The sequence below is a fragment of the Microbacterium tumbae genome, from assembly GCF_054780175.1.
This window is the reverse complement of record NZ_BAAGWV010000003.1, coordinates 612,575-638,926: the sequence shown is the minus strand read 5'-3', so window position 1 is coordinate 638,926 and position 26,352 is coordinate 612,575. Positions and strand designations below refer to the sequence as shown.

At 69.1% G+C, this 26,352-nt stretch carries 26 protein-coding genes and 1 tRNA gene; 5 read left to right on the top strand and 22 right to left on the bottom strand.

Annotated elements, in window-relative coordinates; translation table 11 throughout:
* Window positions 1-11: 11 nt before the first annotated feature.
* Entirely contained in the window at window positions 12-1,862 is a 1,851-nt protein-coding gene (locus tag ACYVGQ_RS14775) for a S9 family peptidase (RefSeq protein WP_460785411.1), read from the top strand.
* Between the two features lie 55 nt (window positions 1,863-1,917).
* Here the strand turns inward: ACYVGQ_RS14775 and smpB are convergent, their stop codons facing one another.
* The 4 genes from smpB to prfB form a co-directional block, all read right to left on the bottom strand.
* Entirely contained in the window at window positions 1,918-2,394 is a 477-nt protein-coding gene (smpB, locus tag ACYVGQ_RS14770) for an SsrA-binding protein SmpB (protein ID WP_460785410.1), read from the bottom strand.
* Window positions 2,395-2,485: 91 nt separating this feature from the next.
* Window positions 2,486-3,400 carry a permease-like cell division protein FtsX gene (gene ftsX, locus ACYVGQ_RS14765; RefSeq protein WP_460785409.1) on the bottom strand — a complete coding sequence of 305 codons (915 nt, stop codon included), beginning with the start codon at window positions 3,398-3,400 and terminating at the stop codon, window positions 2,486-2,488.
* A complete protein-coding gene (gene ftsE, locus ACYVGQ_RS14760) occupies window positions 3,397-4,377 on the bottom strand; it encodes a cell division ATP-binding protein FtsE (protein WP_460785408.1) in 981 nt (326 codons plus the stop codon). The genes ftsX and ftsE overlap by 4 nt, the downstream gene beginning before the upstream one ends.
* A 172-nt stretch (window positions 4,378-4,549) precedes the next feature.
* Window positions 4,550-5,659, bottom strand: coding sequence for a peptide chain release factor 2 (prfB, locus tag ACYVGQ_RS14755; protein WP_460785407.1), 1,110 nt, complete (start codon window positions 5,657-5,659; stop codon window positions 4,550-4,552).
* Between the two features lie 47 nt (window positions 5,660-5,706).
* On the opposite strand from prfB, the gene ACYVGQ_RS14750 reads away from it, so the two are divergent.
* The gene (locus ACYVGQ_RS14750; protein ID WP_460785406.1) at window positions 5,707-6,963 is read left to right on the top strand and encodes an MFS transporter; all 1,257 of its coding nucleotides are present in this window, start codon (window positions 5,707-5,709) and stop codon (window positions 6,961-6,963) included.
* 46 nt (window positions 6,964-7,009) lie between these two features.
* Here the strand turns inward: ACYVGQ_RS14750 and ACYVGQ_RS14745 are convergent, their stop codons facing one another.
* The 16 genes from ACYVGQ_RS14745 to ACYVGQ_RS14670 form a co-directional block, all read right to left on the bottom strand.
* Window positions 7,010-7,432 carry a pilus assembly protein TadG-related protein gene (locus tag ACYVGQ_RS14745; RefSeq protein WP_460785405.1) on the bottom strand — a complete coding sequence of 141 codons (423 nt, stop codon included), beginning with the start codon at window positions 7,430-7,432 and terminating at the stop codon, window positions 7,010-7,012.
* Window positions 7,429-7,884, bottom strand: coding sequence for a TadE family protein (locus ACYVGQ_RS14740; protein ID WP_460785404.1), 456 nt, complete (start codon window positions 7,882-7,884; stop codon window positions 7,429-7,431). The genes ACYVGQ_RS14745 and ACYVGQ_RS14740 overlap by 4 nt, the downstream gene beginning before the upstream one ends.
* Window positions 7,853-8,251 (bottom strand): TadE/TadG family type IV pilus assembly protein, encoded by a 399-nt coding sequence (locus ACYVGQ_RS14735; RefSeq protein ID WP_460785403.1) that lies wholly within the window; start codon window positions 8,249-8,251, stop codon window positions 7,853-7,855. Before ACYVGQ_RS14735 ends, ACYVGQ_RS14740 begins: the two co-directional genes overlap by 32 nt.
* Window positions 8,251-8,448, bottom strand: a complete 198-nt coding sequence (locus ACYVGQ_RS14730; RefSeq protein WP_460785402.1) for a hypothetical protein — start codon at window positions 8,446-8,448, stop codon at window positions 8,251-8,253. Before ACYVGQ_RS14730 ends, ACYVGQ_RS14735 begins: the two co-directional genes overlap by 1 nt.
* A gap of 22 nt (window positions 8,449-8,470) precedes the next feature.
* Window positions 8,471-9,400, bottom strand: a complete 930-nt coding sequence (locus tag ACYVGQ_RS14725) for a type II secretion system F family protein (RefSeq protein ID WP_460785469.1) — start codon at window positions 9,398-9,400, stop codon at window positions 8,471-8,473.
* A gap of 5 nt (window positions 9,401-9,405) precedes the next feature.
* A complete protein-coding gene (locus ACYVGQ_RS14720) occupies window positions 9,406-10,263 on the bottom strand; it encodes a type II secretion system F family protein (protein WP_460785401.1) in 858 nt (285 codons plus the stop codon).
* Window positions 10,260-11,402: a CpaF family protein gene (locus ACYVGQ_RS14715; RefSeq protein WP_460785400.1), complete on the bottom strand. Its 1,143-nt coding sequence runs from the start codon at window positions 11,400-11,402 to the stop codon at window positions 10,260-10,262. The genes ACYVGQ_RS14720 and ACYVGQ_RS14715 overlap by 4 nt, the downstream gene beginning before the upstream one ends.
* A 93-nt stretch (window positions 11,403-11,495) precedes the next feature.
* Window positions 11,496-12,800 (bottom strand): aspartate aminotransferase family protein, encoded by a 1,305-nt coding sequence (locus ACYVGQ_RS14710; RefSeq protein WP_460785399.1) that lies wholly within the window; start codon window positions 12,798-12,800, stop codon window positions 11,496-11,498.
* 228 nt (window positions 12,801-13,028) lie between these two features.
* A complete protein-coding gene (locus tag ACYVGQ_RS14705; RefSeq protein ID WP_460785398.1) occupies window positions 13,029-15,029 on the bottom strand; it encodes a S9 family peptidase in 2,001 nt (666 codons plus the stop codon).
* 56 nt (window positions 15,030-15,085) lie between these two features.
* Entirely contained in the window at window positions 15,086-16,153 is a 1,068-nt protein-coding gene (locus ACYVGQ_RS14700) for a dipeptidase (RefSeq protein ID WP_460785397.1), read from the bottom strand.
* Entirely contained in the window at window positions 16,153-16,962 is an 810-nt protein-coding gene (locus ACYVGQ_RS14695) for an ATP-binding cassette domain-containing protein (RefSeq protein ID WP_460785396.1), read from the bottom strand. The genes ACYVGQ_RS14700 and ACYVGQ_RS14695 overlap by 1 nt, the downstream gene beginning before the upstream one ends.
* Window positions 16,955-17,950: an ABC transporter ATP-binding protein gene (locus tag ACYVGQ_RS14690; protein WP_460785395.1), complete on the bottom strand. Its 996-nt coding sequence runs from the start codon at window positions 17,948-17,950 to the stop codon at window positions 16,955-16,957. Before ACYVGQ_RS14690 ends, ACYVGQ_RS14695 begins: the two co-directional genes overlap by 8 nt.
* An 8-nt stretch (window positions 17,951-17,958) precedes the next feature.
* Window positions 17,959-18,846 (bottom strand): ABC transporter permease, encoded by an 888-nt coding sequence (locus ACYVGQ_RS14685; protein WP_460785394.1) that lies wholly within the window; start codon window positions 18,844-18,846, stop codon window positions 17,959-17,961.
* Window positions 18,846-19,784, bottom strand: a complete 939-nt coding sequence (locus tag ACYVGQ_RS14680) for an ABC transporter permease (RefSeq protein ID WP_460785393.1) — start codon at window positions 19,782-19,784, stop codon at window positions 18,846-18,848. Before ACYVGQ_RS14680 ends, ACYVGQ_RS14685 begins: the two co-directional genes overlap by 1 nt.
* A 4-nt stretch (window positions 19,785-19,788) precedes the next feature.
* Window positions 19,789-21,327 carry an ABC transporter substrate-binding protein gene (locus ACYVGQ_RS14675; protein WP_460785392.1) on the bottom strand — a complete coding sequence of 513 codons (1,539 nt, stop codon included), beginning with the start codon at window positions 21,325-21,327 and terminating at the stop codon, window positions 19,789-19,791.
* Window positions 21,328-21,527: 200 nt separating this feature from the next.
* Window positions 21,528-22,490, bottom strand: coding sequence for a GntR family transcriptional regulator (locus ACYVGQ_RS14670; RefSeq protein ID WP_460785391.1), 963 nt, complete (start codon window positions 22,488-22,490; stop codon window positions 21,528-21,530).
* Window positions 22,491-22,685: 195 nt separating this feature from the next.
* Between ACYVGQ_RS14670 and ACYVGQ_RS14665 the strand changes: the two genes are divergently transcribed.
* The 3 genes from ACYVGQ_RS14665 to ACYVGQ_RS14655 all read left to right on the top strand — a co-directional run bounded on the left by ACYVGQ_RS14665 (window position 22,686) and on the right by ACYVGQ_RS14655 (window position 25,044).
* Complete coding sequence (locus ACYVGQ_RS14665; RefSeq protein WP_460785390.1) at window positions 22,686-24,071, top strand: aminopeptidase P family protein; 1,386 nt, start codon at window positions 22,686-22,688, stop codon at window positions 24,069-24,071.
* 112 nt (window positions 24,072-24,183) lie between these two features.
* A tRNA-Leu gene (locus ACYVGQ_RS14660) sits at window positions 24,184-24,265 on the top strand.
* Window positions 24,266-24,318: 53 nt separating this feature from the next.
* On the top strand, window positions 24,319-25,044 hold the full coding sequence (locus ACYVGQ_RS14655) for a DedA family protein (protein ID WP_460785389.1): 726 nt from the start codon (window positions 24,319-24,321) through the stop codon (window positions 25,042-25,044).
* Between the two features lie 26 nt (window positions 25,045-25,070).
* Here the strand turns inward: ACYVGQ_RS14655 and ACYVGQ_RS14650 are convergent, their stop codons facing one another.
* Complete coding sequence (locus ACYVGQ_RS14650; protein ID WP_460785388.1) at window positions 25,071-25,472, bottom strand: DUF1761 domain-containing protein; 402 nt, start codon at window positions 25,470-25,472, stop codon at window positions 25,071-25,073.
* 20 nt (window positions 25,473-25,492) lie between these two features.
* Complete coding sequence (gene ku, locus ACYVGQ_RS14645; protein WP_460785387.1) at window positions 25,493-26,299, bottom strand: non-homologous end joining protein Ku; 807 nt, start codon at window positions 26,297-26,299, stop codon at window positions 25,493-25,495.
* Window positions 26,300-26,352 lie beyond the last annotated feature (53 nt).

The window sequence follows — 26,352 nt, the reverse complement described above, 5'->3', positions numbered from 1 at the left end:
ACGCTCGGAGCATGTCGTCGCCGTACGGTTCCTGGTCCTCCCCCTTCCACGCCGTCGACATCGCGTCCTCGGCACCCCGCATCGACGGTGCGCTGTTCGTGGGCGACGAGGTCTGGTGGGGCGAGTCGGTGCCGACGCAGGGCGGACGCGTCGCGGTGCGCAGCTCCTCCGGTGCAGAGGTCCTTCCCGAGCCGTGGAGCGCGCGCTCCCGCGTGCACGAGTACGGCGGCGGGGCGTGGACGGCGGACGCCGATGGCGTCCTGTACTTCGTCGATGCGAAGGATCAGCGGGTCCACCGGCTGCCACCGGGCGGCGTGCCCGAGCCCCTCACCGTCCCCGGCCCGAACCACGGCGGACTCCGCCTGCAGCACGGCCGCCTGTTCGCGGTGCGCGAGGACCTGACCACCCGGCCGCATCTGCGGGCGATCGTGGAGATCGCCCTCGACGGGTCCGGCGCCGTCGCGGTGCACGCGGAGGGCCCGGGGTTCTTCGCGCATCCTGCGCTCTCGCCGGACGGCACGCGCTTGGCGTGGGTGCAGTGGAGCGGACGGCGGATGCCCTGGGACAGCGCGCAGGCGGCGATCCTTCGCATCGCCGACGGCGAGGTCGTCGTGCTCGACACCCGCGCAGCGCTCCAGCCGGAGTGGCAGGGCGACGACGCCCTGCTGTACGCGGACGATCCCGGCGGCCGATGGGGCCTGCATCGCCAGATGCTGGACGGGATCGCGCCGAAGGGACCGGCGACGCCCATCGCTCCGGCCGACGCCGACACCGGGTACGGCCTGTGGGTGCTCGGCAACCGCTGGTACCGCCCGCTCGACGACGCCCGCATCGCCGCCGTGCGCACGAATGGCAGGGACGAGGTCGTGGTGCACTCGCCGAACGGAGATGAGCACGCCCTCGACGTCCCGGCCGACGGGCACGTCAGCATCGACGACGCCGACGGCACGCGCATCCTGCTCACCGGCAGCGGGTCGCGCACGACCGCCGGCCTCTGGCTCGTCGACATCGACTCCGGCGCGGTCCGTGCTCTCCGCGGCGGGACGGCCGTCGAGCCGGAGTGGATGCCGCCGGCGATGCCGCTCGTCGTCGACGGTCCCCACGGCCCCGTGCACGCGTTCGCGTATCCCCCCTCGAATCCCGAGCAGGAGGCGCCGGAGGGCGGGCTGCCGCCCTACATCGTGTTCGTGCACGGCGGCCCGACCGCCCATGTGACGGGCGCGGCATCAGCCGCCGTCGCGTACTACACGAGCCGCGGCATCGGCATCCTCGACGTGAACTACGGCGGCTCGACGGGGTACGGCCGTGCCTATCGCGAGCGGCTGAACGGGAACTGGGGGATCGTCGACGTCGACGACGTCCTCGCGGCGGCCCAGGGACTCGCGGACTCCGGGCTGGCGGATCCGGCCCGCATCGCGATCCGCGGAGGGTCAGCCGGCGGGTGGACCGTGCTGTCCGCCCTCGTGCGCGGCGGAGTCTTCGCGGCGGGCATCAGCCGCTACGGTGTGACGGATCTGCGCGCCCTCGCCGAGGACACGCACGACTTCGAGCGCTGCTACCTGGACGGGCTCGTCGGCCCGCTCCCCGGCGCGGAGCAGATCTACATCGATCGTTCGCCGCTCAGCCATGTCGATCGCATCGACATGCCCGTGCTCCTCCTGCAGGGCGCGGACGACAGAGTCGTTCCTCCCTCGCAGTCGGAGAGGGTCAGGGATGCCCTCGCCGAGCGAGGCATCGCCCACGAATACGTCGTGTACCCGGGCGAAGGCCACGGGTTCCGCAGCGCAGGGACGATCGTCGACGCCTTGGAGCGCGAGCTGGCGTTCCTCGGCCGGGTGTTCGGCTTCGCTTCGACTCGCTGACGCTCGCCCGGCACGAGCGCCTCGACTCGCTGAGCGCGCCGCAGCTCCGACCGCGTCACTCCCCCACGCGGTTGCGCAGTCGCATAGCCCGTTCGGCCTCGCGGGTGTCCTGCCGTTCGCGCAGAGTCTGCCTCTTGTCGTACTCGCGCTTGCCCTTCGCGAGCGCGATCTCGACCTTCGCTCTGCCATCCGAGAAGTACAGCTTCAGCGGGATCAGCGTGTAGCCGCCCGCGGAGACCGCGTGCTCCAGCTTCTGGATCTCCTCGCGATGCAGGAGGAGCTTGCGCACGCGCTTGGCCGCGTGATTGGTCCAGTGCCCCTGGGAGTACTCCGGGATGTGCACGGCATCCAGGAACGCCTCGCTGCCCTTGATGTACGCATAGCCGTCGGAGAGGTTCGCACGCCCCTGCCGCAGCGACTTCACCTCGGTGCCGGTGAGCACGAGTCCCGCCTCGTACGACTTCTCGATCGTGTAGTCGTGACGTGCGCGACGATTGGTCGCGACGACCTTCTCCCCGCGTTCCCTCGGCATGATGCTCTCCTGATGCTGCGACGGCTCCGGCATCCGCCGGGCCAGCCTTCGAGCATAGCGCGCTTCGCGGGCCCCGGCGAGCCGACGGAAGTCAGGTGCGCAGCCAGCGACGGATCGCGAAACCGGCCGAGAGCGCGGCCAGCACGACGCCGATCACGATGAGGACCGGCACGACGAAGGCCGCATCCTGCACTGTCACCCAGGTCGTGATGGAGGGCACGCGTCCTCGGAGGTAGCCGTTCACTCCGAAGTGCACGCCGGCGAGCACGGCCGCGCTGGCCAGAGCCGAGCCCAGGAACGCCGCGAACACGCCCTCCAGGATGAACGGCGTCTGGATCACGCGGTTCGAGGCGCCGACGAGACGCATGATCCCGATCTCCTTGCGCCGCGCGAAGGCGCTGAGGCGGATGGTCGTGGCGATCAGCAGCACGGCCGCGATGAGCATGAGCACGGCGATGCCGACGGCGATGTAGGTCGCCACCGTGAGCGCCGAGAACAGCGGATCGAGGTACTTCAGCTGGTCGACGACCTCCTCGACGCCCTGCACCCCGCTGAACGACTCCGCGATGACCGTGGACTGCGCCGGATCCTTCAACGTCACCCAGAAGGTCTGCTGCATCTGCTCCTCGGTGAGGACGCTCGCCTGGTCCTCGCCGAGCAGCTCGACGAGATTCGCGTAGGCCTCCTCCTTGCCCTCGAAGCGCACGTCAGCGATGAGCGGCGAGAGCGCGTCGCCGTCGAGCTCCGCCTGCACGAAGTCCAGCTGCTCCTGCGTCGCCTCGCCGTCCACGCAGGTGTCCGTCTCGGAGACGGGCGAGCACAGGTAGACCGCCACCTGAGCGCGCTCGGACCAGTAGGCGCGCATCGTGCCGATCTGCTCCTGCATGAGGATCGCGGCGCCGACGAAGGTCAGCGAGACGAAGGTGACCAGCACGACGGAGATGACCATGGACGCGTTGCGACGGAGGCCGGAGAGCGCCTCACTGAGGATCAGGCCCACCCTCATGACGTGGGCCCCACTTCGTCGTCGTCCGCGTCTCGGAGGCCGAGCCGCTCGGCGACCCCCACCTCCGCGACGTCGACGGCGGGCAGGACGATCGGGTGGGTGCTCGGACGCGTCACCTCCGGCGCCAGGGCCCCGCGATCCTGCTCCTCGCGCTCACGCTTCATGCGCTCGATCGTCGCGGCGTCCAGCGGCGGGATGGAAGCCGTCTCGCGCTGGACCTCCTGCACCGCGGTGAGCGCGGCGACCGCGGCGGCGCCGCGCTCGCTCTCCGGTGCGAGCCGCGGGATCGACGAGGTGTCGCCGTAGCCGCCGTGCACCTCGTCGCGTACGAGCTCGCCGTCGCGGAGCTCGATGACGCGACGCTGCATCTGATCCACGAAGCCGGCCTCGTGGGTCGCCATGAGCACGGTGGTGCCTCCCGCGTTGATGCGCGCCAGGAGCTGCATGATGCCGACGGACGTCGCCGGGTCCAGGTTCCCGGTGGGCTCGTCGGCGAGGAGGATCTGAGGGCGGTTCACCAGCGCGCGGGCGATGGCCACACGCTGCTGCTCGCCGCCGGAGAGCTCGTGCGGCATTCGCTTCTGCTTCCCGTCCAGACCGACCAGGGCGAGCGCCTCGGGGACGGCCTGCTGGATGAACCCGCGCGAGGAGCCGAGCACCTGCAGCGTGAACGCCACGTTCTGGTACACCGTCTTGGACGGCAGCAGGCGGAAGTCCTGGAAGACCGATCCGATGTGCCGACGGAAATACGGCACCTTGCGGTTCGCGAGCGCGCGGAGATCCCGTCCGAGCACGGCGACGCGGCCGGTGGTGGGGATGTCCTCCCGCAGGATGAGGCGCAGACAGGAGGACTTCCCCGAGCCCGACGCTCCGACGAGGAAGACGAATTCACCGCGTTGCACCTCGAAATCGACCCCCGAGAGGGCGGGTCTCTTGGTGCCGCGATAGCGCTTGGTGACGTTCTCGAACCGAATCATGGCGCTACGAGCCTAAGCGCGCTCCCCGCCCAGCCCTGCGCGACACCCCGCGGCGCGGTGCACGTATCGAACTCCGGCGATTCCGGCATCCGCTCCGCGCCCGCCGGCTTGTCTCCGGGGCCGCCGTCGGGCCGGACCGGTGAAGTGCAGGAGTCCGGTACGAGCCTGGCGCTCAGTCCTCTTCGGGGCGCTTGCGCCAGCGGATGCCTGCGGAGATGAAGCCGTCCAGGTCGCCGTCGAAGACGGCGGCCGGGTTGCCGGACTCGTGGCCGGTGCGCAGGTCCTTCACGAGCTGCTGGCCGTAGAGGAAGTAGGAGCGCATCTGGTCGCCCCAGCTCGCCGTGATGTTTCCCGCGAGCTCCTTCTTCTTCGCCGCCTCCTCCTCCTTCTGCAGCAGCAGCAGCCGGGTCTGCAGGACTCGCATGGCGGCGGCGCGGTTCTGGATCTGCGACTTCTCGTTCTGCATGGAGACGACGATGCCGGTGGGGAGGTGCGTGATGCGCACGGCGGAGTCGGTCGTGTTGACCGACTGGCCGCCGGGGCCGGACGAACGGAACACGTCGACGCGGATGTCCCCTTCGGGGATGTCCACCTCGGTCGCCTCCTCCATGAGCGGGATGACCTCGACGGCGGCGAACGACGTCTGGCGCTTGTCCGCGGAGCCGAAGGGGCTGATGCGGGCGAGGCGGTGCGTCCCCGCCTCGACGCTCAACGTGCCGAAGGCGTAGGGCGCGTCGACCTCGAAGGTCGCCGACTTGATGCCCGCACCCTCCGCGTACGAGGTGTCCATGACCTTGACCGGGTACTTGTGCTGCTCGGCCCAGCGCAGGTACATGCGCATGAGCATCTCGGCGAAGTCGGTGGCGTCGTCGCCGCCGGCGCCGGAGCGGATCGTGATGATCGCGCTGCGCTCGTCGTACTCCCCGTCCAGCAGGGTCTGGACCTCGAGCTGGTTGATGATCTCCGTGAGGGCTGCGAGCTCGGTGCGGGCCTCCAGCGCTGAATCCTCGTCCCCCATCTCGTTCGCGAGGTCGACGAGGACCTCGAGGTCGTCGAGACGCTGGGCGATGCCGGTGATGCGGGCGAGCTCGGACTGCCGGTGGCTGAGGGCGCTGGTGACCTTCTGCGCGCGCTCCGTGTCGTCCCAGAGGTCGGGCACGCCGGCCTCCTCGCTGAGTCGCGCGATGTCATCGCGGAGCCGGGAGACATCGACGACCTCGCTGATGTCGCCGAAGGTGTGCCTGAGCGCCTGGATTTCGGCGGAGAGATCTAGTTCGAGCATGACACCCCAGCCTATCCTGCTTCGGCGCGGGAGTAGAGTTGCCCTCGATGAGCAGTGCGTCCACGGTCCTGAGGCAGTTCGGGCCGATGGTGTACCTCCCGACGGTGCTCTTCTCGCTCGGCGAGGGGGCGGTCATCCCGCTCATCCCGGTGATCGCGGCGAACATGGGCGCCGACGTCGCCTTCGCCGCTCTCATCTCCTCCGCCCTCGTCGTCGGCCAGCTCTGCGGGAACCTTCCGGCCGGCTGGGCCGTCGCCCGGATCGGCGAGCGCTTCACGATGGTCATCGCCGGGGCCGTCTCGATCCTCGCGGTGCTCGGCATGGCGTTCGCGCCCGCGCTCGGCGTCTTCGCCGCCGCCGTGTTCCTCCTGGGTTTCTGCGCCGCGGCCTTCGGCCTCGCCCGGCACGCCTTCATGACCACACGGGTCCCCGTGGCCTTCCGCGCTCGCGCTCTGTCACTGCTGGGCGGGAGCTTCCGGCTCGGCGTCTTCATCGGGCCGTTCGTCACGGCCGCGCTCCTGCAGGTGTTCGGAGACGAGCACGCCTCGATCTGGTTCTTCCTCGTCTGCCTGGCCGCCATGGTCGTGCTCGTGCTGTTCGGCCCTGATCCGGAGAAGACCATCCCGCCGATCCCGGCGACCTCGACCATCGCAGAGGACTCCGGTGAGGCCGTGACCGGCTCGATCCCGTCGGTCGAGCGGGCCGGGATCTTCCGGACCATGTGGCTGCACCGGAGCGTCCTCGGCCGGCTCGGGCTCGCCGCGGCGTCCCTCTCCGCGGTCCGCTCCACACGCCAGGTCGTCCTCCCGCTGTGGGGCGTGTCGATCGGACTCGACGCCCAGACCATCGCTCTGGTCGTCGGAGTGTCCGGTGCGATCGACTTCGCCCTCTTCTACGCGAGCGGCCAGGTGATGGACCGCTTCGGCAGACTGTGGGCCGCGATGCCGGCGATGGTGCTGATGGGCGCGGGGTTCCTCGTGCTCTCCTTCACGCACGACGGCGACGCCGCCGTGCTGTGGTTCGGAATGCTCGCCGCGGTGCTCGGCGTCGGCAACGGGCTCTCCAGCGGCATCCTGCTCACCCTCGGCGCGGACGTCTCGCCCAAGGACGAGCCCGCCGCGTTCCTGGGATCGTGGCGGACCCTGACCGACGCCGGCGGCGCGGTCGCCCCGCTGATCGTGTCGGGCGTGACGGCGATCGCCTCGCTCTCGATCGCGACCGGGCTGATGGGGCTGGTCGGGCTCGTGGGAGCGCTCGGCTTCCTGCGCTGGATCCCGCGGTTCAGCCCCCGACAGCGCGAGTAGGACGCGTCGCTTCCCCAGCCGTCGCCGTGCGGGTGACATGTCCTTCTCATCTCAGGGCCGTGCGGCTCGTCGCGGTCGCCTCGATCGGGACGCCGTCCGGGACGAACGGGGAGAAGAGCGGCGGACGCCAGACGACCGTCACCGTCACCCGCGCCGTCACGCCGTCGGCCGCGTCGGCCGATGCCAGCACCGCCTCGCCGGGCATCGAGTCCACGATCGCCGCGGCCTGCTCCGCCACCCCGGCGTCGGTGAGCTCCGCGCGCACCGACTCCCCCTCCACCAGGAGGGTGAAGCCGTCGGCCCCGGCGAGCGCGGCCGCGTCGGCGAGGGAGTCCAGGCGCTTCTGCGCGATGTAGAGGTCGGTGGCGCAGACGCAGGTGATGATCACCACGAGTGCGAGGAGCGCGTAGCCGAGGATGAGCGGCAGGATGCTGCCCTCCTCGTCCGCAGCGATCGGGTGCGCGCTCATCCGGTGCCCCACAGGCGGGAGACCTTCTGCGCGGCATCCGCCTGGAGGGGGATGCTCGTCGCCTCGTCCAGTCCGAAGACGGGCGGGACGAACGGCAGCCCCGCTGTCGTGGCGACGGTGACGATCGCCGTCGCCCCCGGCGCAGGGCACGGATCCGCCGCAGGCGTGCACGAGAGGGAGACGCGCACGCTCTCGGGGTCGAGGCCGTACTCCTCCACGACGTTCGCGAGCACGGCATCGCCGCGCTCGGCAGCGGTCTGCGCATCCGGCGCCATCCCGATCACGCGCGCGGTGTGACGCGCGGCTGCTTCGACGCCCAGCGTCTGCTCCTGGATCACGCCGAGGGCGAGCACCAGATACACGAGCGGAACCAGCAGGATCACCCCGACCACGATGAACTCCAGCGCGGCAGAGCCTTCGTCATCCCTCGCCCAGCGACTCCATCGGAGCATCCGCCTCCACCTCCAGCCCGAAGGGGATCCCTATGAGGCCGAGCACCGGGAGCGTCGTGCGCACCTGGACGACGACGCTCGTGTAGCCGCCGGTCTCGTTCGTGGTGACCGAGATGTCCTCCGCATATGCGCTGCCGATCGCGGTCGTGATCACGGCAGCGGTGCGATCCGCCCCCTCCCGAAGCCCGGTGTCCGCGAGCGCCGCATAATGGGCGCCCTCCACCGCCGCATCGTGCACGACGTTGCGCACGTAGACCGCGAGGCCAACCTGCAGCACCGCGAGAGTGAGCACGGTGAGCAGCGATCCGACGAGCACGAACTCGACTGGACTCGATCCGCGATCGCCGCGCAGCTCCGGGAACCGCATCAGATCCCCGAGACCCGCGCGATCGCCTGCTCGAAGAGCGCTGTGAGCGCGGGCCCGGCCACCGCCCAGATCAGGACGACGAGCCCGGCGGTCATCAACGTCACGAGGACCCAGCCGGGCACATCGCCGGTCTCGTCGGCGGCGATCTCTCGCGTTCTCGCGGAGAGCACGGCCCGCCGTCGTCGCCATGAGCTCATGTCCTGTCCTTTCGTCGTGGGCTCAGCCGATGCCGAGCCGGAGGATGAAGATGCCGGGGAAGACCGCGAACAGCACCGAGAGCGGGAGGATCAGGAACACCAGCGGGAGGAGCATCAGGATCTCCTTGCGCCCGGCTTGTTCGATGAGCCCGCGTTTCGCGTCCTCCCTCGCGTCCGCCGCCTGCGCGTGCAGGACCGCGGCGAGCGGAGCGCCGTGCTCGAGAGCGGCGATCACCTGATCGGTGGCGCGGGAGAGCCCCGGCAGGTGCAGTCGCGCCGCCGTCTCCCCCAGCGCATCGGCGAGGGGAGAGCCGGTGTTCACGGCCAGCACCACCTGACGGAGCTCCGCGGTCAGCTCGCCGGAGCCGATCGAGGCCACCCGCCGGAGGGAGTCGAGCAGTCCCTCCCCCGCGGAGAGGCAGAGCGCGAGGAACTCGAGCGTCGTCGGAAGCTCCTCCCCGAGCCGCGTCAGGCGGGCCTTCGCGCGCGCGGAGAGCAGCATGTCGTACGCGACGCCGGCCGCTACGGCGGTGATGGCCGGGAGCACAGCCGTCGGAGGAGACGCCCGCCCGGCGAGCGCGAGGCCGATGAGCCCCGCCGCACCGGCTCCGAGGCCCGCGAGCGCCCACCCCAGCTGCCGTCCGCGGAACGTTGCCTGCTCGAGGTCGCTCCCCGCCTGCGCGAGACGGACGCGCAGCGCATCCCCGCCACCGACCAGACGCTCGAACGACGCCCTCGCTCTGTCCCACGCACCGCGGACGCCCACGGGCAGCACTCCGGCACGGGGCAGGACGCCGCGCGGCATCAGCGCATCCGGCACCGCATCGCGCACGTAGGGAGCGATGCGCGTCATCAGCGTCGCCGCGCGCCAACGCGGCATCGCAGCGAGCGCGCAGAGCATTCCTCCGGCGAACAGCCCGCCCAGCAGCACCGCGATCGCCGCATCCGTCATGGCTCTCACCCGAACCACCTCCGCGGCTCGGGAAGCCTGCCGATGCGGATCATGATCCGGAACGCGACGATGGACAGCGCCGCACCGGCGAGGATCACCAGCACCCCCTCCGGCGTCCCGTATGCCTGAGCCCCCTCCGGGCGCAGCACGAGCAGCCCGAGGATGATCCATGGGGCGACGGTCCCCAGAACCGCCGCCCCATGGATCCACGACTGCCGCGCCTCGGCCTCTCCCCGCAGGGCCGCATCGGCGCGTACAGACGAGGACAACGCCCGCAGGACCCCGGTCAGGTCGGTGCCGCCGACCTGGCGAGCCATCCGCAGCGTCTCCACGATGCGATCGGCGACGGGATCGGCGAGCGTCGCCTTCAGCCGGTCGAGGCTCGTCTCGAACCGGCCGGTCGCGCGCAGATCGCGCGCGAACACGGCGAACGCCGGCCGCACCCCTGGGGGCGCGGACTCGGCGAGGCTCGCCACGGCATCCGGGAGGGAGAGTCCCACGCGGATCGCCGCGATGAGCAGATCGCAGACATCGGGCCAGAGCTGACGACGCGCCTTGCGCAGCCGCAGCCTCCGCCCGCGGAGATACACGACCGGCGCGCTCGCCGCCGCGATGCCGGCGACGGCCGCGAGTGCGACGAGGCCGGTGAGCACCAGGACCGCTGCCCCGGCGACCGCCGCTGCCGCCAGCATCACGATGACGAGCGCCCTCGGCTCCGCGACGCCGAATCCCGACTCGGCGAGCAGACGCCGCACGGCCGACTCGCGCGGCCGACCGAGCTCCCGCGCCGCCGGCGGCCACAGCCACGGCGAGGCGCACAGCAGCAGGCCGGCGGCCAGCAGCGCTCCGAGCAGCAAGGTCATCGTCGCCCCTCCGCCCGATAGAGGGGACGCGTGACGATGCGGCCCTGGACGACCTCACCTGTCGGCGCCACGACCTCCACCACGCGACGCTCTCCCGCCGCGTCGCGGGCGCAGTGCACCACCATCGAGATCGAAGCGGCGATCGCGGGGGCGATGAAGGAGCGGTCGATGTTGCGGCCGGCGAGCAGCGGGAGCACGCTCAGCTTGTCCAGGGCCTCGGCCGCCGAGTTGGCGTGGATGGTCGCGGCGCCCGGCACGCCGGTGTTCAGCGCCAGCACGAGGTCGAGCGCCTCGGCGTCGCGCACCTCGCCGATGACCAGGCGATCGGGCCGCATCCGCAGCGCCTCCTTGACGAGCCTGCGCAGCGAGATCTCGCCCGTCCCCTCCAGGCTCGCCTGCCGCCCCTGCAGCGCGACCAGATCCGGTCCCTCGACGGCGAGCTCGAACGTCTCCTCCGCGGTGATGATGCGCTGGGCGTCGGCACAGGCGGCGAGCATTGCCGCGAGCAGCGTCGTCTTCCCCGCATGCGTCGACCCGGATATCAGCACGCTCTCGCCCTCGCGCATCGCCGTGCGCAGCAGTGCCGCGACCTCCGCCGGCATCGTGCCCTCGCCGGCCAGCGCGTCGAGAGTGCGGTAGCGAGACGAGAACTTCCTGATGTTCAGCGCCCAGGAGCCTCGAACCACATCGGCGATCGCCACGTGCAACCGCGATCCGTCCGGCAGCGAGGCGTCGACGAAGGGCTGGCTGATGTCGACACGGCGCCCTGTGGACTGCAGCATCCGCTCCACGAGATCGCGCAGCTGCGCCTCGGACAGCCGCAGCCGAACCCGTTCCGAGACACCGCCGCGGGCGACATGGACGTGGCCGGGGCCGTTGAGCCAGATCTCCTCGATCTCCGGATCGTCCAGCAGTGGCTGCAGCGGACCGTAGCCGTGCACTGATGCGAGCACCTCGCCCACCATCGCACCCTCGTCGTCGATCATCGCATCGCCGCGGGACAGCGCGAGGTCGTTGTGCCTGCGCACCTCGGCCTGGGCGATGCGCCTGGTCTCCTCCGGATCGACGGCCGGGTCGGTGCGCTCCGCACGCAGCCGACGTCGCACGCGCTCGGCGACGACGGATGCGGGATGGCTCACGCGAGCATCCTGGCAGGATCCGGGAATCGGCCGCGGAAGTTATCCACAGGCGGACCCCGAACACGGCATATCAGGCGCCGCGGCGCTCCGGCGCTAAGCGTGCACGAGCACCTCGGCGAGGGAGGCTTCGAGGATGTCGAGTCCGGTGTCGAGCTCCGACTCGGCGATAGTCAGCGGCGGTGCGATGCGGAACACCCCGCCCATGCCGGGCAGCTGGACGATGTTCATGTGCAGCCCGCGACGCAGGCACTCGTCCGTCACCGCGGCGCCGAGCGCATCAGCCGGATCTCGAGTGACACGGTCCTTCACGAGCTCGATCCCCTGCAGCAGGCCGCGGCCGCGGACATCGCCGACGACGTCGAAGCGCTCCTGCAGAGCCAGCAGCCGCTCGCGCAGCAGACCGCCCAGCAGGGCCGCGCGTTCGACGAGCCCATCACGCTCGATGACGCGCAGGGAGGCCAGGGCGACGGCGGCCGCGAGCGGGTCGGCGCCATGCGTGGTGAAGAACAGGTATCCGAGCTCGTGCGCACGCTCCTCGATCTCCGCCGATGTGACGAGCGCAGCCACGGGCAGCCCGGCGCCGAGGGTCTTCGAGAGGGTGAGCATGTCGGGGGTCACGCCGTCACGTTCGAAGGCGTACATCGTCCCGGTACGGCCGAGCCCGGTCTGCGCCTCATCGAGAATGAGGAGCATGCCCCGCTCCTCGCATTTCTGCTTGAGGCGGGCAAGGTACCCGATCGGCAGCTCGATGATGCCTCCTGAGGACAGGATCGGCTCGATCAGGCACGCGGCGAGGCTGCCCGTCGAGAGGGTGTCGATGAGCCGGAAGCCGTAGTCGAGCTCCGTCTCCCAGTCGTAGGAGCCGTCAGCGTGCCGGAACGGCGAACGATAGGCATTCGGCGATGGGAGGGTCAGGCTGCCGGGGACGGCAGGCCCGTAGCCGCGTCGGCCCGCGGAGAAGGTGAGGGATGCCGCACCGGAGGTCATGCCGTGCCATGAGCGGTCGAAACCGACCACCTCGTATCGCCCCGTGACGAGCTTCGCCATCTTGATCGCGGCCTCGTTGGATTCGCCTCCCGTGCTCAGCAGCAGCGTCTTCGACAGCGCTGACGGGAGCGTGCCGGCGAGCTCGCTCACGAGCTCGACCACCGGCTCGCTGATCATGCCGCTGTACAGGTGGTCGAGGGTGGCGATGGAATCCGAGACCGTGCGGACGATATCCGGATGGGAATGCCCCAGCACCGCGCTCATCTGGCCGGATGTGAAGTCGAGGATGGCGTTGCCGTCGCTGTCATAGACATATGAGCCCGACGCGCGCGCGATGACCCGTGGCGTGAAGCTCGGGCCGTACCGAACGAGATGCCGCTGTGCCTTCGTCCAGAACTCCGATGTGTCCACGACCCGCTCCTCCTGTGTTGACGTCCACCGGGCTCCGCGGTGGAGCCCGGTCTCATATTTGTCCTAATCTTATATGCCAATTATTTCCATGATGTTACCGCAGCGCCTTATTCTCCATCGAGGCGACACCTCTTTCTCATAAGCGGCCTAGGCCATAAAAGAAGCCTGTTCGCCGGTTCGGAGCGAGACGGGATGCCATGCCGGCGCTCCGCCTCGCTCCGGACCGGATCATGCCGGCACCGGCTCCATGGAGGCAGGCTGCAGAGCCAGATGCCTCGTGAACCAGTCGACGATCCGGCGGCTCACGTCCACCATCTGCCCCGCCTCCGTCATGCCGTGCCCTGCGCCCTGATAGATGGCGAGCTCCGTCTCGCATCCGGCTCCGGCAAGGCCCTGATAGAACTCCAGGGCCTGTCCGATCGGGCATCCCACATCGAGGTCGCCGTGCAGGATCAGCGTTGCCGTGCGGCAGCCCTCCACGAACATGACCGGCGAATGCGGGAGATACGGGCCCGCCGCATCGTAGGGCTCGCCCTGCAGGAACATCTTCCCGAAGAGCTGCAGCACCGAGGTGTTGTGGAAGCTCAGCCAGTCCGTGATCCCCGAGATGGGGATGGAGGCGACGAAGCGATCGCTCTTCACGGCCGCCCATGCCGACATGAAGCCTCCATAGGAGAGGCCGACGATGCCGACCCTCGCCGGATCCGCGAGACCGGAGGCGACGAGAGCATCCACGCCCGCCTCGATGTCGCGCAGATCGCCCCCGCCGAGGTCGCCGATGTTCGCCGATGTGAACGCACGTCCTCGCCCCGTCGATCCGCGCGGATTCGGCATCAGCACAGCGCATCCGGCCTGTGTCATGAGCAGCGCGTCGCCGGAGTGCGCCCCGCTCGCGAACACCGAGGTGGTGACGTTGCTCGGTCCGCCATGGGGCACGACCACGAGTGGCAGCGGACCGTCGGGACGATCCGCGGGCAGCAGCAGGAGCCCTTCGATCTCCAGGCCGTCCGGGGCGCTCCACCGGAGCACCGATTCCACCGCCGACGAACGGCCGGCGAGTTCCTCGTTCATCCTGGTCAGAGCGACCCACCCGCCCTGTGCGGCTCCGGCATCCGCGCCGATCCGGAACTCCCGGAACTCGTGCGGGACGTTGTGCGCTTGATACGCCCCGACGACGACCCCGCCGTCCGCGCTGCACTCGGCGCTGACCCGGTACGAGCGGCCGAGCGTCGCCCGTCCCTGCCAGGTCGTGTCCACCGCCCACTGGCCAGACGCCGTGCGCTCGGCGAAGCCGAACGCGGATTCTGACCGGATCACGCCCGCCCAGAACAGACGGCCGTCCCGCAACCAGCGCAGCGAAGTGACGTCGCCGTCGTGCACCGGACGCTCGACACCGCCACCGGCCAGGTCGAGGATCGTGATCTGACCGGCGAGCAGACTGCGGTCGCTCTGCGGCGACTCTGCGAACGCGAGCCTCGAGCCGTCGGCGGTCAGCGCCAGGCCCTGCACCTGGTACTCGGGGTCGTACACGACGGTCGCGCCCTTCGACCCGAGGTCGAGCATCGCGATCTGCGGATCGAACCAGCCGTCTTCACGCGGCGTCTCGGAGACGATCGCGGCCACCGGGCCGCTGCCCGTCCATGCGGCCTCCCAGACCGAGAGATGATCGGGGCTGACCTGGTCGACCGCCCCGGTGGCGCGATCGACGAGATACAGCCGCTGCCACGCGTGCGACGGTCGCCGCACGACCACAGACGCAGCCTTCTCCGCCTCGGTCACATGCCGCATGTACCGTCGCACACCGCCGTTCCCCGGGTCGTCCTCGAGCGTGAGCACGAGCAGGGCGGACTCGTCGACGGACCAGAGGATGTCCTCGACGAATCCGGGCACGTGGTCGTACCGCTCCTCGGCCGACCGCTCTCCGGGCGTCGCCGAGATCACGCGCAGACGCGGCGAGCCGGCCTCGTCGGCATCCGACGCATAGGCGAGGAATCCCCCTCCCGGCGAGATCCGGGGCAGGCCCTTGCTGCCCGGCCCAGCTGTGAGCGGCGCCATCGGCTCATCGCCGCGACTCACCCAGATGTCGCTGCGTGCGGATGCCGGTCGGCGAGGCGGAGGATCGGAGACGACGCAGGCGCGGATCGCGCCGTCGTCCGAGACCCTGGGATCGTTGACGAGACGCAGGGACACGAGATCCTCGGGGGTCAGCTCATCGAATCTGCCGGTCATGGGCGTGGTCCTTTCTGTTCGAGCGGTGGGGGGGGGAGACGGCTCGGGCGAGCCCGTCACAGGGACTCCGCGTCCACGGGGGATGCTTCGCCCGGAGTCCCGATCGTGGCGAGCACACGACGGGCGTTTCCGCCCATCACCTTCGCGATGTCCGACTCTGCGAATCCGCGGCGTCGCATCTCGGCGGTCACGAGCGGCAGATCCGACGGACGGCGGATCTCGCTCGGCGGCCAGACGGCCTCCGAGCCGGGGATCCGCCAGCCGCCGTAGATCTCCTGGTAGTAGTCATCGACGAAGTCAGGGCCGAGCCCGACCGCGTCGATGGATGCGATCGTCGCGATGTGCTCGATATGGTCGACGACGCGCGTCGCCTCGGGTCGGAGCGGGTCGATGTAGGGCGGGATCGCCGCGGCGACGCCGATGACGCCGCCGAGATCCGCGATGCCCCTGAGCTGCGCGTCGCTCAGATTGCGATGCACGTCGGCGACGGCACGGCATCCCGAGTGCGTCGCGAGCAACGGTCTCGTCGCCTGCGAGAGCACGTCGTCGACGCCGGCGACTCCGAGGTGGCTGACGTCGAAGACCATCCCGAGCCGCTCCATCTCGGCGAGCACCTGCAGCCCCTCGGGCGTGAGGCCGCCCCGGGAGGAGTCGTCCAATGCGCTCCCGTCCGCCAGGAGAGTGCGTCCGAGGTGCGCGAGCGAAACGACCCGTACGCCGACACGATGCATCGTCCTGACCAGCTCGACGTCCTGCCCGAGCGCATGCGCTCCCTCGAGAGCGATGATCAACGCGATCCGCCCCGATGCCCTCGTCTCGGCGATCTCCGCACCCGTGCGGCATACGACCAGCTCGCGGTGCTCGTCGGCGAGCCGATGGATCCGCTCTGCGAGCAGCAGCGTGCGTCGAAGCGCCCCCTCCGACTGGAACGCAGGCTCGAGGTAGATCGGCAGCACCTGAACACCGACCCCGCCGTTCCGCAGCTCGGGCAGCCAGAACTCGCGGAAGTAGTCGCGGCGGCCGCGCTGGTCGAAATGATCGACGAGCAGGATCAGATCGTTGTGGAGGTCGACGACCTCGGGATCGTGACCCCGGACCGCTGCCTCCCCCCGGACGCCGTGCATCACAGCTCCGGAACCCGCGGGTCGATCGCGGGCAGCTCGGCAGCCGATCCGACCAGCGCCCGCGTGAACGGATGCTGCGGACGGTCCAGGATGTCGGCCACGTGCCCGCGCTCGACGATCTCCCCGGCGGACATGACGGCGATCCTGTCGCTGATCTGCCGGACGACCGCGAGATCGTGCGAGATGAACAGCATCGAGAGGCCGAGATCGTGCTGCAGACGTTTCAGCAGCATGAGGATCGAAGCCTGCACAGAGACGTCGAGCGCCGAGACCGCCTCATCGGCGATGAGCAGCCGCGGCTCGAGCGCGAGCGCCCTGGCGATCCCCAGTCGCTGCCGTTGCCCGCCCGAGAAGGCATGCGGCCGACGCACGAGCGCGCTCGCGGGCATGCCGACGAGCTCCATGAGCTCCTCGGCACGCGCCCTGGCCGCCATGAGGTCGGTGCGGATGCCGTTCACGCGGAGCACCTCGACGAGCATCCCGCCGATGGAGAGCCGGGGATTGAGCGAGCTGAACGGATCCTGGAACACCATCTGGATCGCCCGGCGCTCCCGCCGGGTCCGCGACGGCCCGAGCTCGGCGCTGTCATACCGGATCGTGCCGGCCGTCGGGCGCTGCAGGCCGACGATGCACTTCGCCATCGTCGACTTGCCCGATCCGGACTCGCCGACGATGGCGACGACCTCCCCTCGCTCTATCCGGAGGTCGACGCCCTTCAGCGCCTGGAACGTCCGCGCACGCAACGACATGCGGCTCCGGGAGCGGAAGTCCACGGTCAGCTGCGAGACCTCCAGCAGCGGATCAGACATGCACGGCTCCTTCCGTGACTGCCAGCATGCGGTGCCTGCGGCATGCGGTCATGTGATCGTCGTCGACCCTTTCGAGGACGGCCGGCTCTCGGCACTCCGGCTCTGCGATCGGGCACCGCGCCGCAAAGGGGCAGCCGCTCGTCTCCTCCGCAGGCGACGGAGGGGCGCCCGGTATGGCCCGCAGGTCGTCGAGCGTGCGATCACGAGTCGGCACGGCGCCGAGCAGCGCACGCGTGTACGGATGCCTCGGACGACGCAGGATCTCGTCAGCCGGCCCCTCTTCGAGGACCCGGCCGGCGTACATCACCGCGATGCGATCGCAGATGCGCGAGGCGACTCCGAGATCGTGAGTCACGAACACCACGCCGACTCCGCGCTCTTCCACCAGGCCGGCGAGCATGTCGAGGATCCGGACGGTGACGGTCGCGTCCAGCGCTGTCGTCGGCTCGTCGCACAGCAGCAGCTTCGGATCGCCGGCGAGTGCGATCGCGATCATGACACGCTGCCGCATTCCCCCCGAGAGCTCGTGCGGGTAGAGGCCGTAGCGCCGCTCCGGATCGGTCATCCCAACGCGCTCGATGAGCTCCAGCGCGCGTCTGCGCCGTTCTTGACGGGAGAGCGCGCGCCCGGGGCCCACCGCCTCGGCGATCTGCTCGCCGACCTTCATCGTCGGATTCAGCGCGACCATGGGCTCCTGGAACATCATCCCCATGCTCTCGGCGTGATATCGGCGCAATCGCCGTCCGCTCATGCCTGTGACGTCCTCGCCGTCGACGACGACTCGGCCCGAGGCGACCCGGAGGCCGTCGGGAAGGAGCCCTGCGATGGCGCGGAGAGTGATCGACTTGCCCGAGCCCGACTCCCCGACGATGCCGAGCACACGACCGCGTTCTGCCGTGAGCGTCGCATCGTGGACCAGGGTCGTGCCGTCGGAGTCGGCAATGGCCATGTTCTCGAGCGAGACGAGGATACGATCCTCCTCGGTCATGTGCGTCTTCATTCGGCGTCCCATCTGCGTGCGAGTCCATCGGCGATGAGCGCGAGTGCCAGCCCGGCCGTCGCGATCGAGAGTCCGGGGAAGATCGCCATCCACGGCGCAACGCCCATGTACGGCTGCGCCTCGGAGATCATGGTTCCCCAGTCCGGCGTCGGCGCGGGGACGCCGAGACCGAGAAAACCGAGGGAGGTGATGAACAGCATCGTGGCGACGATGTCCGAGGTCGCGAAGATCACCGGCTGGGCGACGACGTTCGGGAAGACGTGCCCGAACAGGATGCGTCCCGTGGGCACCCCCGTGACCTTCGCCGCCTGCACGTACTCCTTCGCCCGCTCACGTCTGACCAGGTCACGGGCGAGCCGTGCGTAGGCGACCCACGCGATGAGGGTGATCGCCACGATGATCGTCGGGATGCCTGGACCGAGCACGAAGACGAGGGCGATGAGCAGCACGAGCATGGGGAACGCGTAGACGACGTTGATGATCGCGACGACCACGCGATCGAAGACGCCCCCGAAATAGCCGGCGACCGCTCCGACGGTGAGACCGATGCCGAAGGGCAGGACCACGGCTGCGATCGCGAGGAACAGGTCCACCTGCGCTCCGTACAGCAGTCGTGACAGGACATCCCGACCCAGCGCGTCGGTTCCCAGCGGATGCCCTGGAGTGCCCGGCGGCAGAAGAGCCGCCATGACGTCCTGCCGCAGCGGGTCGACCGGGGCGAGGACCGGGGCGAGCGCGGCGATCACCAGCATGATGCCGAGAATCGCCGCACCGATGAGGATCTCGGACGTCCCTCCCTTGCGTGACCTCGCACGCCCTGACACGAGCCGCCAGCGTCGTGGCAGCACGATGCCCGTTCCACGGCGATTCGCCTCTGCCGTCATCACAGCTCCACTCTCGGATCGAGCACGGCCTGCACGACGTCGCCCACGACGTTCACCAGCACCACCCCGATCGCCAGCACGAGCGTGATCGCCTGCACGATCGGGAGGTCGCGATTGCCGATGGCGGTGATCATGAGGCTCCCCACGCCGCTGAGGCCGAACACCTGCTCGATCACGACGGTGCCGCCGATGAGGAAGCTCAGATTGATGGTGAGGATGGCGACCGATGGCGCCAGGGCGTTGCGGAGTATGTGCCGCATCCGGATGCGCCCGGGAGAGATCCCCTTGGAGCGTGCCGTGACCACGAACTCCGCGCGGGAGACCTTGAGCATCTCAGCGCGAAGACTCCGCACGACGAGGGGCATCAGGCCGGCGGCGATGGTGATGCTCGGCAGCAGGATCGAGAGGAGGTGCTCGCCGATCGTGTCGCCGAATCCGCCGGCGGGCAGCAGCCGCCAGTCGATCGAGACCACATCGATGAGCATGAGGCCGAGCCAGAATCCCGGGATCCCGAGCCCGACGACCGTGACGATGCGCACCACGCGGTCGCGCGCTCCCTCCGGCCGGGACGCGGCCAGGAGCGCGAGCGGGAACGCGAGCACGCAGGTCGTGATGATCGCCCCCACGACGAGCCAGAGCGTGACGGGGAGAGCGGCCAGGATCAGCGACAGCGCCGGCTCTCCGAAGCGGAGCGATGTGCCGAGGTCGCCGGTCACCAGACGACCGAGGAAGAGGAGGTACTGCAAGACCAGCGGCTCATCGAGCCCCCACCGCTCGCGGAGCGCCGACACCGCCTCCGGGGTGCCCCGGGTCCCCAGCGCGATCTGCGCCGGGTCCCCGGGGACGAGGTGGATGAGGGCGAAGACGACGACCGTCACGCCGAGGAGCACCGGCAAGCTGAGCAGGAGCCGCCCGCCGAGGAACTTGAGGTGTGTCAAGGTCTCAGCCCTCGAGGCTCACCCCGGCGTACCAAGGGACGCCGATCGGCGGCAGATCGAAGCCCGTGACGCCATCGCGCATGGCCCAGACCCAGGGGCGATAGTCGATCGTGATGAGGCTCCGGTCCTCGGCGACGATCCGCTGCAGCTCCCCGTAGAGGGACTCCGCCTCGGCGGGATCCCCCGCCCGCTTCGCCTGCTCGTAGATCGACGTGACCTCCTCTACGACCCCACCGGTCCAGAGGCCGTTCAGATCGATGTAGAAGCCGACGACCTCCGAAGGATCGACGATGTCGCTCGTCATCCCGAACAGCGTCGCATCGTAGTTTCCGGCGGAGACCTCACCCAGCAGCGCTGAGCCGTCCATGGTCTCGACGTCGACCGTGAAGCCCACGTCCTGGAGGTTTTCCTGGATGATCTGTCCCGCCGTCATGGCGAAGGAGTTGCCAGCCGGGATGCCGAGGGTGAACGTCGGATCGCCGCCCGCCGCGATCACACCGGCGACGAGATCCTCGGCGGCGGCGATGTCGCGCTCGGGCACGAGCGCGTCGTCGTGATGGTCGACCGCGGGCGCGATCCACGATCCGCCGACCTCGCCGACCCCGCTCGTCGCGGCGCTGACGATGGCCTCTCGGTCGATCGCGAGGTCCGCCGCCTCGCGCAGCGCCGCATCCGAGAACACTCCGCCTTCCTGGTTCAGGAGCAGATAGTCGGGGATCGCCTGGGCGAAGATCCCCGCCTGGAATCCGCTTCCCTCCTCGAACCCCGCTACCTGAGCGAGCGGCGGAGAGGACACGAGATCGAGTTCCCCGCCGCGCAGCTGCTGCACGCGATTGGTGTCGCTGGTGACGGTGACGATCTCCACGGAGTCGACCTTCGGCAGCCCCTCGACCCAGTAGTCGGGATTCTTCTCGAGGAGGACGGAGGTCCCCCGGTCCCACTCGGCGAGCATGAACGGCCCCGTGCCGATCGGGGTCGAACCGAATTCCTCTGGATCGAGGCCGCGCAGATCCTTCGGGACGATCGCGGCGAACGGCAGCGACAGACTCGCCTCGAGAGCAGGCATCGGCGACGAGGTCGTGATGGTCACGGTGGTGTCATCGATCACGGCGACGTCAGTGATCTCGGCGAACATGGCAGCCCATCCGTCGCTCGTGCGCACCTGGTCGATGCTGTACTTCACGTCCTCGGCCGTCATGGGCTCGCCGTCCGTGAAGAGCACATCGTCCTGCAGGTCGATCGCCCACTCGGTGAAGTCCGCCGAGGGCGTGGCAGACTCGGCGAGCCAAGGGATCACCTCGCCGTCGCCGGTCGTGCGGAACAGCGTCTCGACGATCTGCGCGAGCACCTGCCCTGAGTTGTTGTCCAGCGCGAGGAAGGGATTGAGCGTCAGCGGCTCGCCCACATGCGCGACGCGCAGCGCCCCGCCTGCGGCGGCGTCTCCCTCGAGTTCCTCGGGAGCGGCTGACGATGAACAGGAACTCAATGCCAACGCCACCACGATGGCGCCCGCGGCAAACGATGCGAACCGACTCTTCTTCACGGTACGTCTCCTTCGATGGATTCCGACCTGCGGCCCAGAAAATACTGGGTCATATGCCACAGCCCTACGTTATGGACCACCTACATGGTCCACTTGTAGTGTTACCTGCGCATACGTGACCTGTTACAGGCAGGTAAAAGCCACACGAAGAAGGTCAGGCGATCTTCCACCTAGGCCAATGGATGAGATCCTCGATCCGGTCAGCCCGCGGAGACCGCATGGCGCGGCCTCGAGGCGTGCGCGAGCTGGAGCTCGCGGATCACCTCTTCGACCATGCGCAGCGACGCGGCGTCGAGCACGTTTCCATACTCGAGGATGCGCACTCTGCCTTCCAGCTGCTGCTTGATCGCCGGGGTCTCGGTCGGGACCACGACGAGGTCGACGCCATCGAGCTCCTCGTCCGTGCCCGACTCGATCACGCGCACGTTCGTGACGCCGGTCTGCGCGAAGGAGTCGCGCACGCCAGCCGCCTGGTCCTCCGTCGAGTACCACACGCCGACCGTCCGACTCTTGGGAACCTGAGCGATCTGCACGAGCGTCTGCAGATGCGGGGCCACGACGATGGCGACCACCTCGGCCCCGGTTCCGCGGAACAGCCGCCGCACCTCCGCGAGGTGGAAGAACGTCGTGAGCACGAGCTCGCTCTCCACCGCCTCCGCGACGAAGTCGCCGAGCACCAGTGGGGTCACGCTCATGTCGAGGTGCCCGTCGAGCTCCTCGGCGAAGTACTTCGCACGATCGGCGTTGCACTCGACGAACGCTACTCGCGGCACGAAGCTGGCGACCCCTCCGGAGATGCTCGTGACGAGATCGTGAATATCCTCGGGGCCGAGGCCGAGTTCGCTGCACTCGCGGATCGCCCTCTCTATGATCTCGCGCGCGCGTTCGCGCGTCGCCGACGATGTGCGCGCCCGCTCCCCGCCGATGACGACCATGCCGTTGCGCCCCTTGGCCTCCACCAGCCCGCCGTCGCGGAGCAGAGCATAGGCGTGCGCGACCGTGTTGCGGTTGATGCCGAGATTGTCGGCGAGCAATCGGGAGCCGGGCAGCCGGTCGCCATCACGCAGATGCCCCATCTCGATCATGAACGTCACCTGCGCGACGATCTGACGATAGATCGGAACGTCGGAATGGGCGCTGACCCTGATATTCGCCTCGACCATGGCAACCTCACTTCTTTTGACCTAGTCAGTACTCTAGATCACTAGGTGTAAAGTTCACGCACGCGACGCACGCAACGGATCGATGACGATGGATCGCGCCCGTATCTCGCGATCGGGGAGTCCGATGTCATCCGTATTCAGGTCTGACAAATGGTCACTTTATTTGTCCTAGGCAAAACGCTAGTATCCAGGCTCATGACCACCTCCTCTTCCCCGGCTCCCCTCGTTCCGCTCGATGACTACCTGCAGACGGGATGGGCCGAGTCCACCGTCGGCTCGGCTCAGCTGCCGGTGGCCGCGGAGGCGGCTCGACGCCGTGAGCGCCTCACCTCGCTCTTCCCCAATGAGCTGCTCGTGTTCCCCGCAGGCGAGCACAAGGTCCGCAACAACGACATGCGCTATCGATTCCGCCCCGACACAGCGCACACCTATTTCTCGGGGAACCAGGAGAGCGACGCCGTGCTCGTCATGTCCGACGAGGGATCGACGCTCTTCATCCGGCCTCGGTCGACCCGGGATCCCGACGACTTCTTCCGCGACATCCACTACGGCGAGCTCTGGGTGGGTCGCAGGCCGACCGTCGAGGAGACCGCCGAGCGCCTCAGTCTCGACGTCCGCCCGCTGGCAGACCTGGCCACGCGGCTGGAGAGCGGGCGTCCCGTACGAGTGAACCGCGGGGTCTCGCCGATCGTCGACGCGCTCGTCCCCCCGGACGACGGCCGCGATGCAGAACTGGCGCGGATCGCCTCCGAGCATCGCAGGATCAAAGATCCCTGGGAGCTCGCCCGACTGCGCGACGCCTGCCGGATGACCGCACACGGCTACGAGGACGTGGCACAGGAATGGGATCGTGTGCAGCAGTTCGGGGAGCGATGGATCGAGGGCACCTTCTTCCGCCGGGCACGAGCCATGGGCAACGACATCGGTTACGACACGGTCGCGGCCAGCGGCTCGCATGCGGCGATCCTGCACTGGTGGCACAACACGGGGGCGGTCGCTCCGGGCGAGCTCGTCCTGATCGACATGGGTGTCGAAGAGCGGTCGCTGTACACCGCGGACATCTGCCGGACCCTGCCCGCCTCCGGAAGGTACAGCCCGCTCCAGCGAGAGCTCTACGACCTGGTGCTTGCGGCGCAGCAGGCGGCGATCGAAGCCGTCCGGCCCGGTGTGCCGTTCCGGACCATGACCGACGCCGCCGCAATCGTGTTCGCGCACGGCCTCGACGATCTGGGGATCCTGCCCTGCAGCGCGGAGGAGTCGCTCGACCCCGGCAACCTGCATCACACCCGCTGGACGATCCACGGCACGAGCCACATGCTGGGCATGGACGTGCACGACTGCGGCCTGGCCGGCGCGGAACACTACCGCGACGGCATGCTCGAGGAGGGCATGGTGTTCACGGTGGAGCCGGGGCTCTATTTCCAACAGGACGATCTTCTGGTTCCGGAGGAGTTCCGCGGAATCGGCATCCGCATCGAGGACGACATCCTCGTCACCGCGGACGGACACGAGCACCTGAGCCCGCACCTTCCCCGAGCGGCGGAGGACGTCGAGAAGTGGATGGGCGAGCTGCGCGGCTGATCCGCCTTCTCGCGCGCCGCTCGTCGATCGTGTTCGGGCTATCCCGAACACGATCGACGGTCACCTCCCAGGTGGGCCGTCACAGCCGATGGATAGACTGAAGACGCTCTTCGCGGGAGTGGTGAAACTGGCAGACACGCAGGATTTAGGTTCCTGTGCCCTCGGGCGTGTGGGTTCAAGTCCCACCTTCCGCACTCGATGCGCCTCTGCGCGCATCCCACCGCCGCACGGCATACGACGGGACACCATGCACCACATCGCTCTCATCCCCTGGCTCGATCCCGAGACCATCATCAACGCGGTCGGCCCCTGGGCGCTCGTCGTGGTGTGCTTCATCGTCTTCGCGGAGACCGGGCTTCTCGTCGGCTTCCTGCTTCCCGGCGACACGCTGCTGGTGATCTCGGGGCTGCTCACGCACACGAACGACGTGTTCGGCGTGAACATCTGGGTCGTGTCGCTCCTGATCGCGCTCTCCGCGTTCGTCGGCGGCGAGGTCGGCTATCTCATCGGTCACAAGGGAGGCCCCGCGCTCTTCGAGCGCAAGGAGTCCGGCCTGTTCAGCCGGGCGAACGTGGAGCGTACCAACGCATTCTTCGAGCGCTTCGGCGGGATCACCGTGATCCTCGCGCGCTTCGTGCCGATCGTACGCACGTTCGCACCGGTCGCGGCCGGCGTCGGGCACATGCCCTGGCGCAAGTACTCGCTCTACAACCTCATCGGCGCTCTGCTGTGGGGCTTCGGCCTGACGATGCTCGGCTATGTGATCGCCTACATCGAATGGATCGCGCGTCTCGTCACGGAGTACATCGACCTGATCCTGCTCGCGGTCGTCGTCGGCACCGCGCTGATCACGATCTGGCACTACCTCTCGGAGCGCCGCAAGGTCCGCAAGGAGCTGGCGGCGGGAGCGGACGCAGAGACCGACGCCGCGGAGGCGAAGGGCCTCGCCCTCGACCTCGACGACGAGGACTGACGGTCCCCGGAGACCCGACGGCCTCCTCAGAACGCCCCGATCACGAGTCCCATCAGGCCGAAGACGACGGTGTAGAAGCCGGCGTGGATGAGCCAGAGCCGCACGGGCCTGCCCTCGTAGAGGAAGATCACCGCGAAGGATGCGGCGACGATCCCGAGACCGATCACCAGCCCGGCGATCAGCCCGTCGACGGCCGTCGCCTCAGCGCCGATCAGCCAGGCGAGCACGAGCGCCATGGCGATCTCGATGACGAGCGAGGAGATCAGCAGCACGCCGAGGTTCGGAGGCCGTACGTCCGTCTCGGCCTCCTTCTCGCCCATCCCGATCAGTCGTCGCCATGGCCTGGCGAACGCGATCGTGTACCAGACGAAGCCGCCGAAGAACGCGATGAGCGCCGCCAGCGCCACCGCGAGGATGTTCACGTCCATGGATTCCCTTCCGTCCTGGATCAGCCCGCGTCGCGCTTGTTCGCGCGGGAGCGCTCGACGCTCGCCCGCAGCGCCGTCATGAGGTCGATGACCTCGCCGCCCTCGCTCTCCGCGCCCTCCTCGGCGAAGGTCTCGGAGACGTCGAACGCGTCCCCCGCCTCGATCTTCGCGTCGATGAGCGTCCGGAGCTCCTTCTGGTACTCGTCCACGAACGACTCGGGGTCGAAGTCGCTCGAGTAGCTCTCCACGAGGGATGCCGACAGCTCCAGCTCCTTCTTCGAGATCCTCACGTCCTCCTCCAGCGCGGGGAAGGCCGCTTCCCGCACCTCATCGGCCCACAGGAGCGTCTGCAGCACCAGCACCTCGTCTCGCACGCGCAGGGCGGCGAGACGGGTCTTCTGCCGCAGCGTGAACCGCACGATCGCGGTGCGGTCGGTCCGCTCCAGCGTGCGCCGCAGCAGGACATAGGCCTTCGGGGAGGACGAGTCCGGCTCGAGGTAGTACGCCCTGTCGAGCGTGAGCAGGTCGACCTGATCGCTCGGCACGAACTCCACGACATCGATCTCACGACTGCGCTCCGCGGGCAGTGCCTCGAGATCGTCCTTGGTCAGCACGACCCTCTGGCCGTCCTCCTCATAGGCGCGATCGATGCTCTGGTAGGCGACCACCTCGCCGCAGATCTCGCAGGTGCGCTTGTAGCGGATGCGTCCGCCGTCCTCGTCGTGCACCTGATGCAGGGGGACGTCATGGTCCTCGGTGGCGGAGTACACCTTCACCGGGACGTTCACCAGCCCGAACGTCAGGGCGCCCTTCCAGATCGACCTCATGACACCAGTGAACACCGCACGGAGCATACGGGCCAGGGGCTTGCGGCTACGAT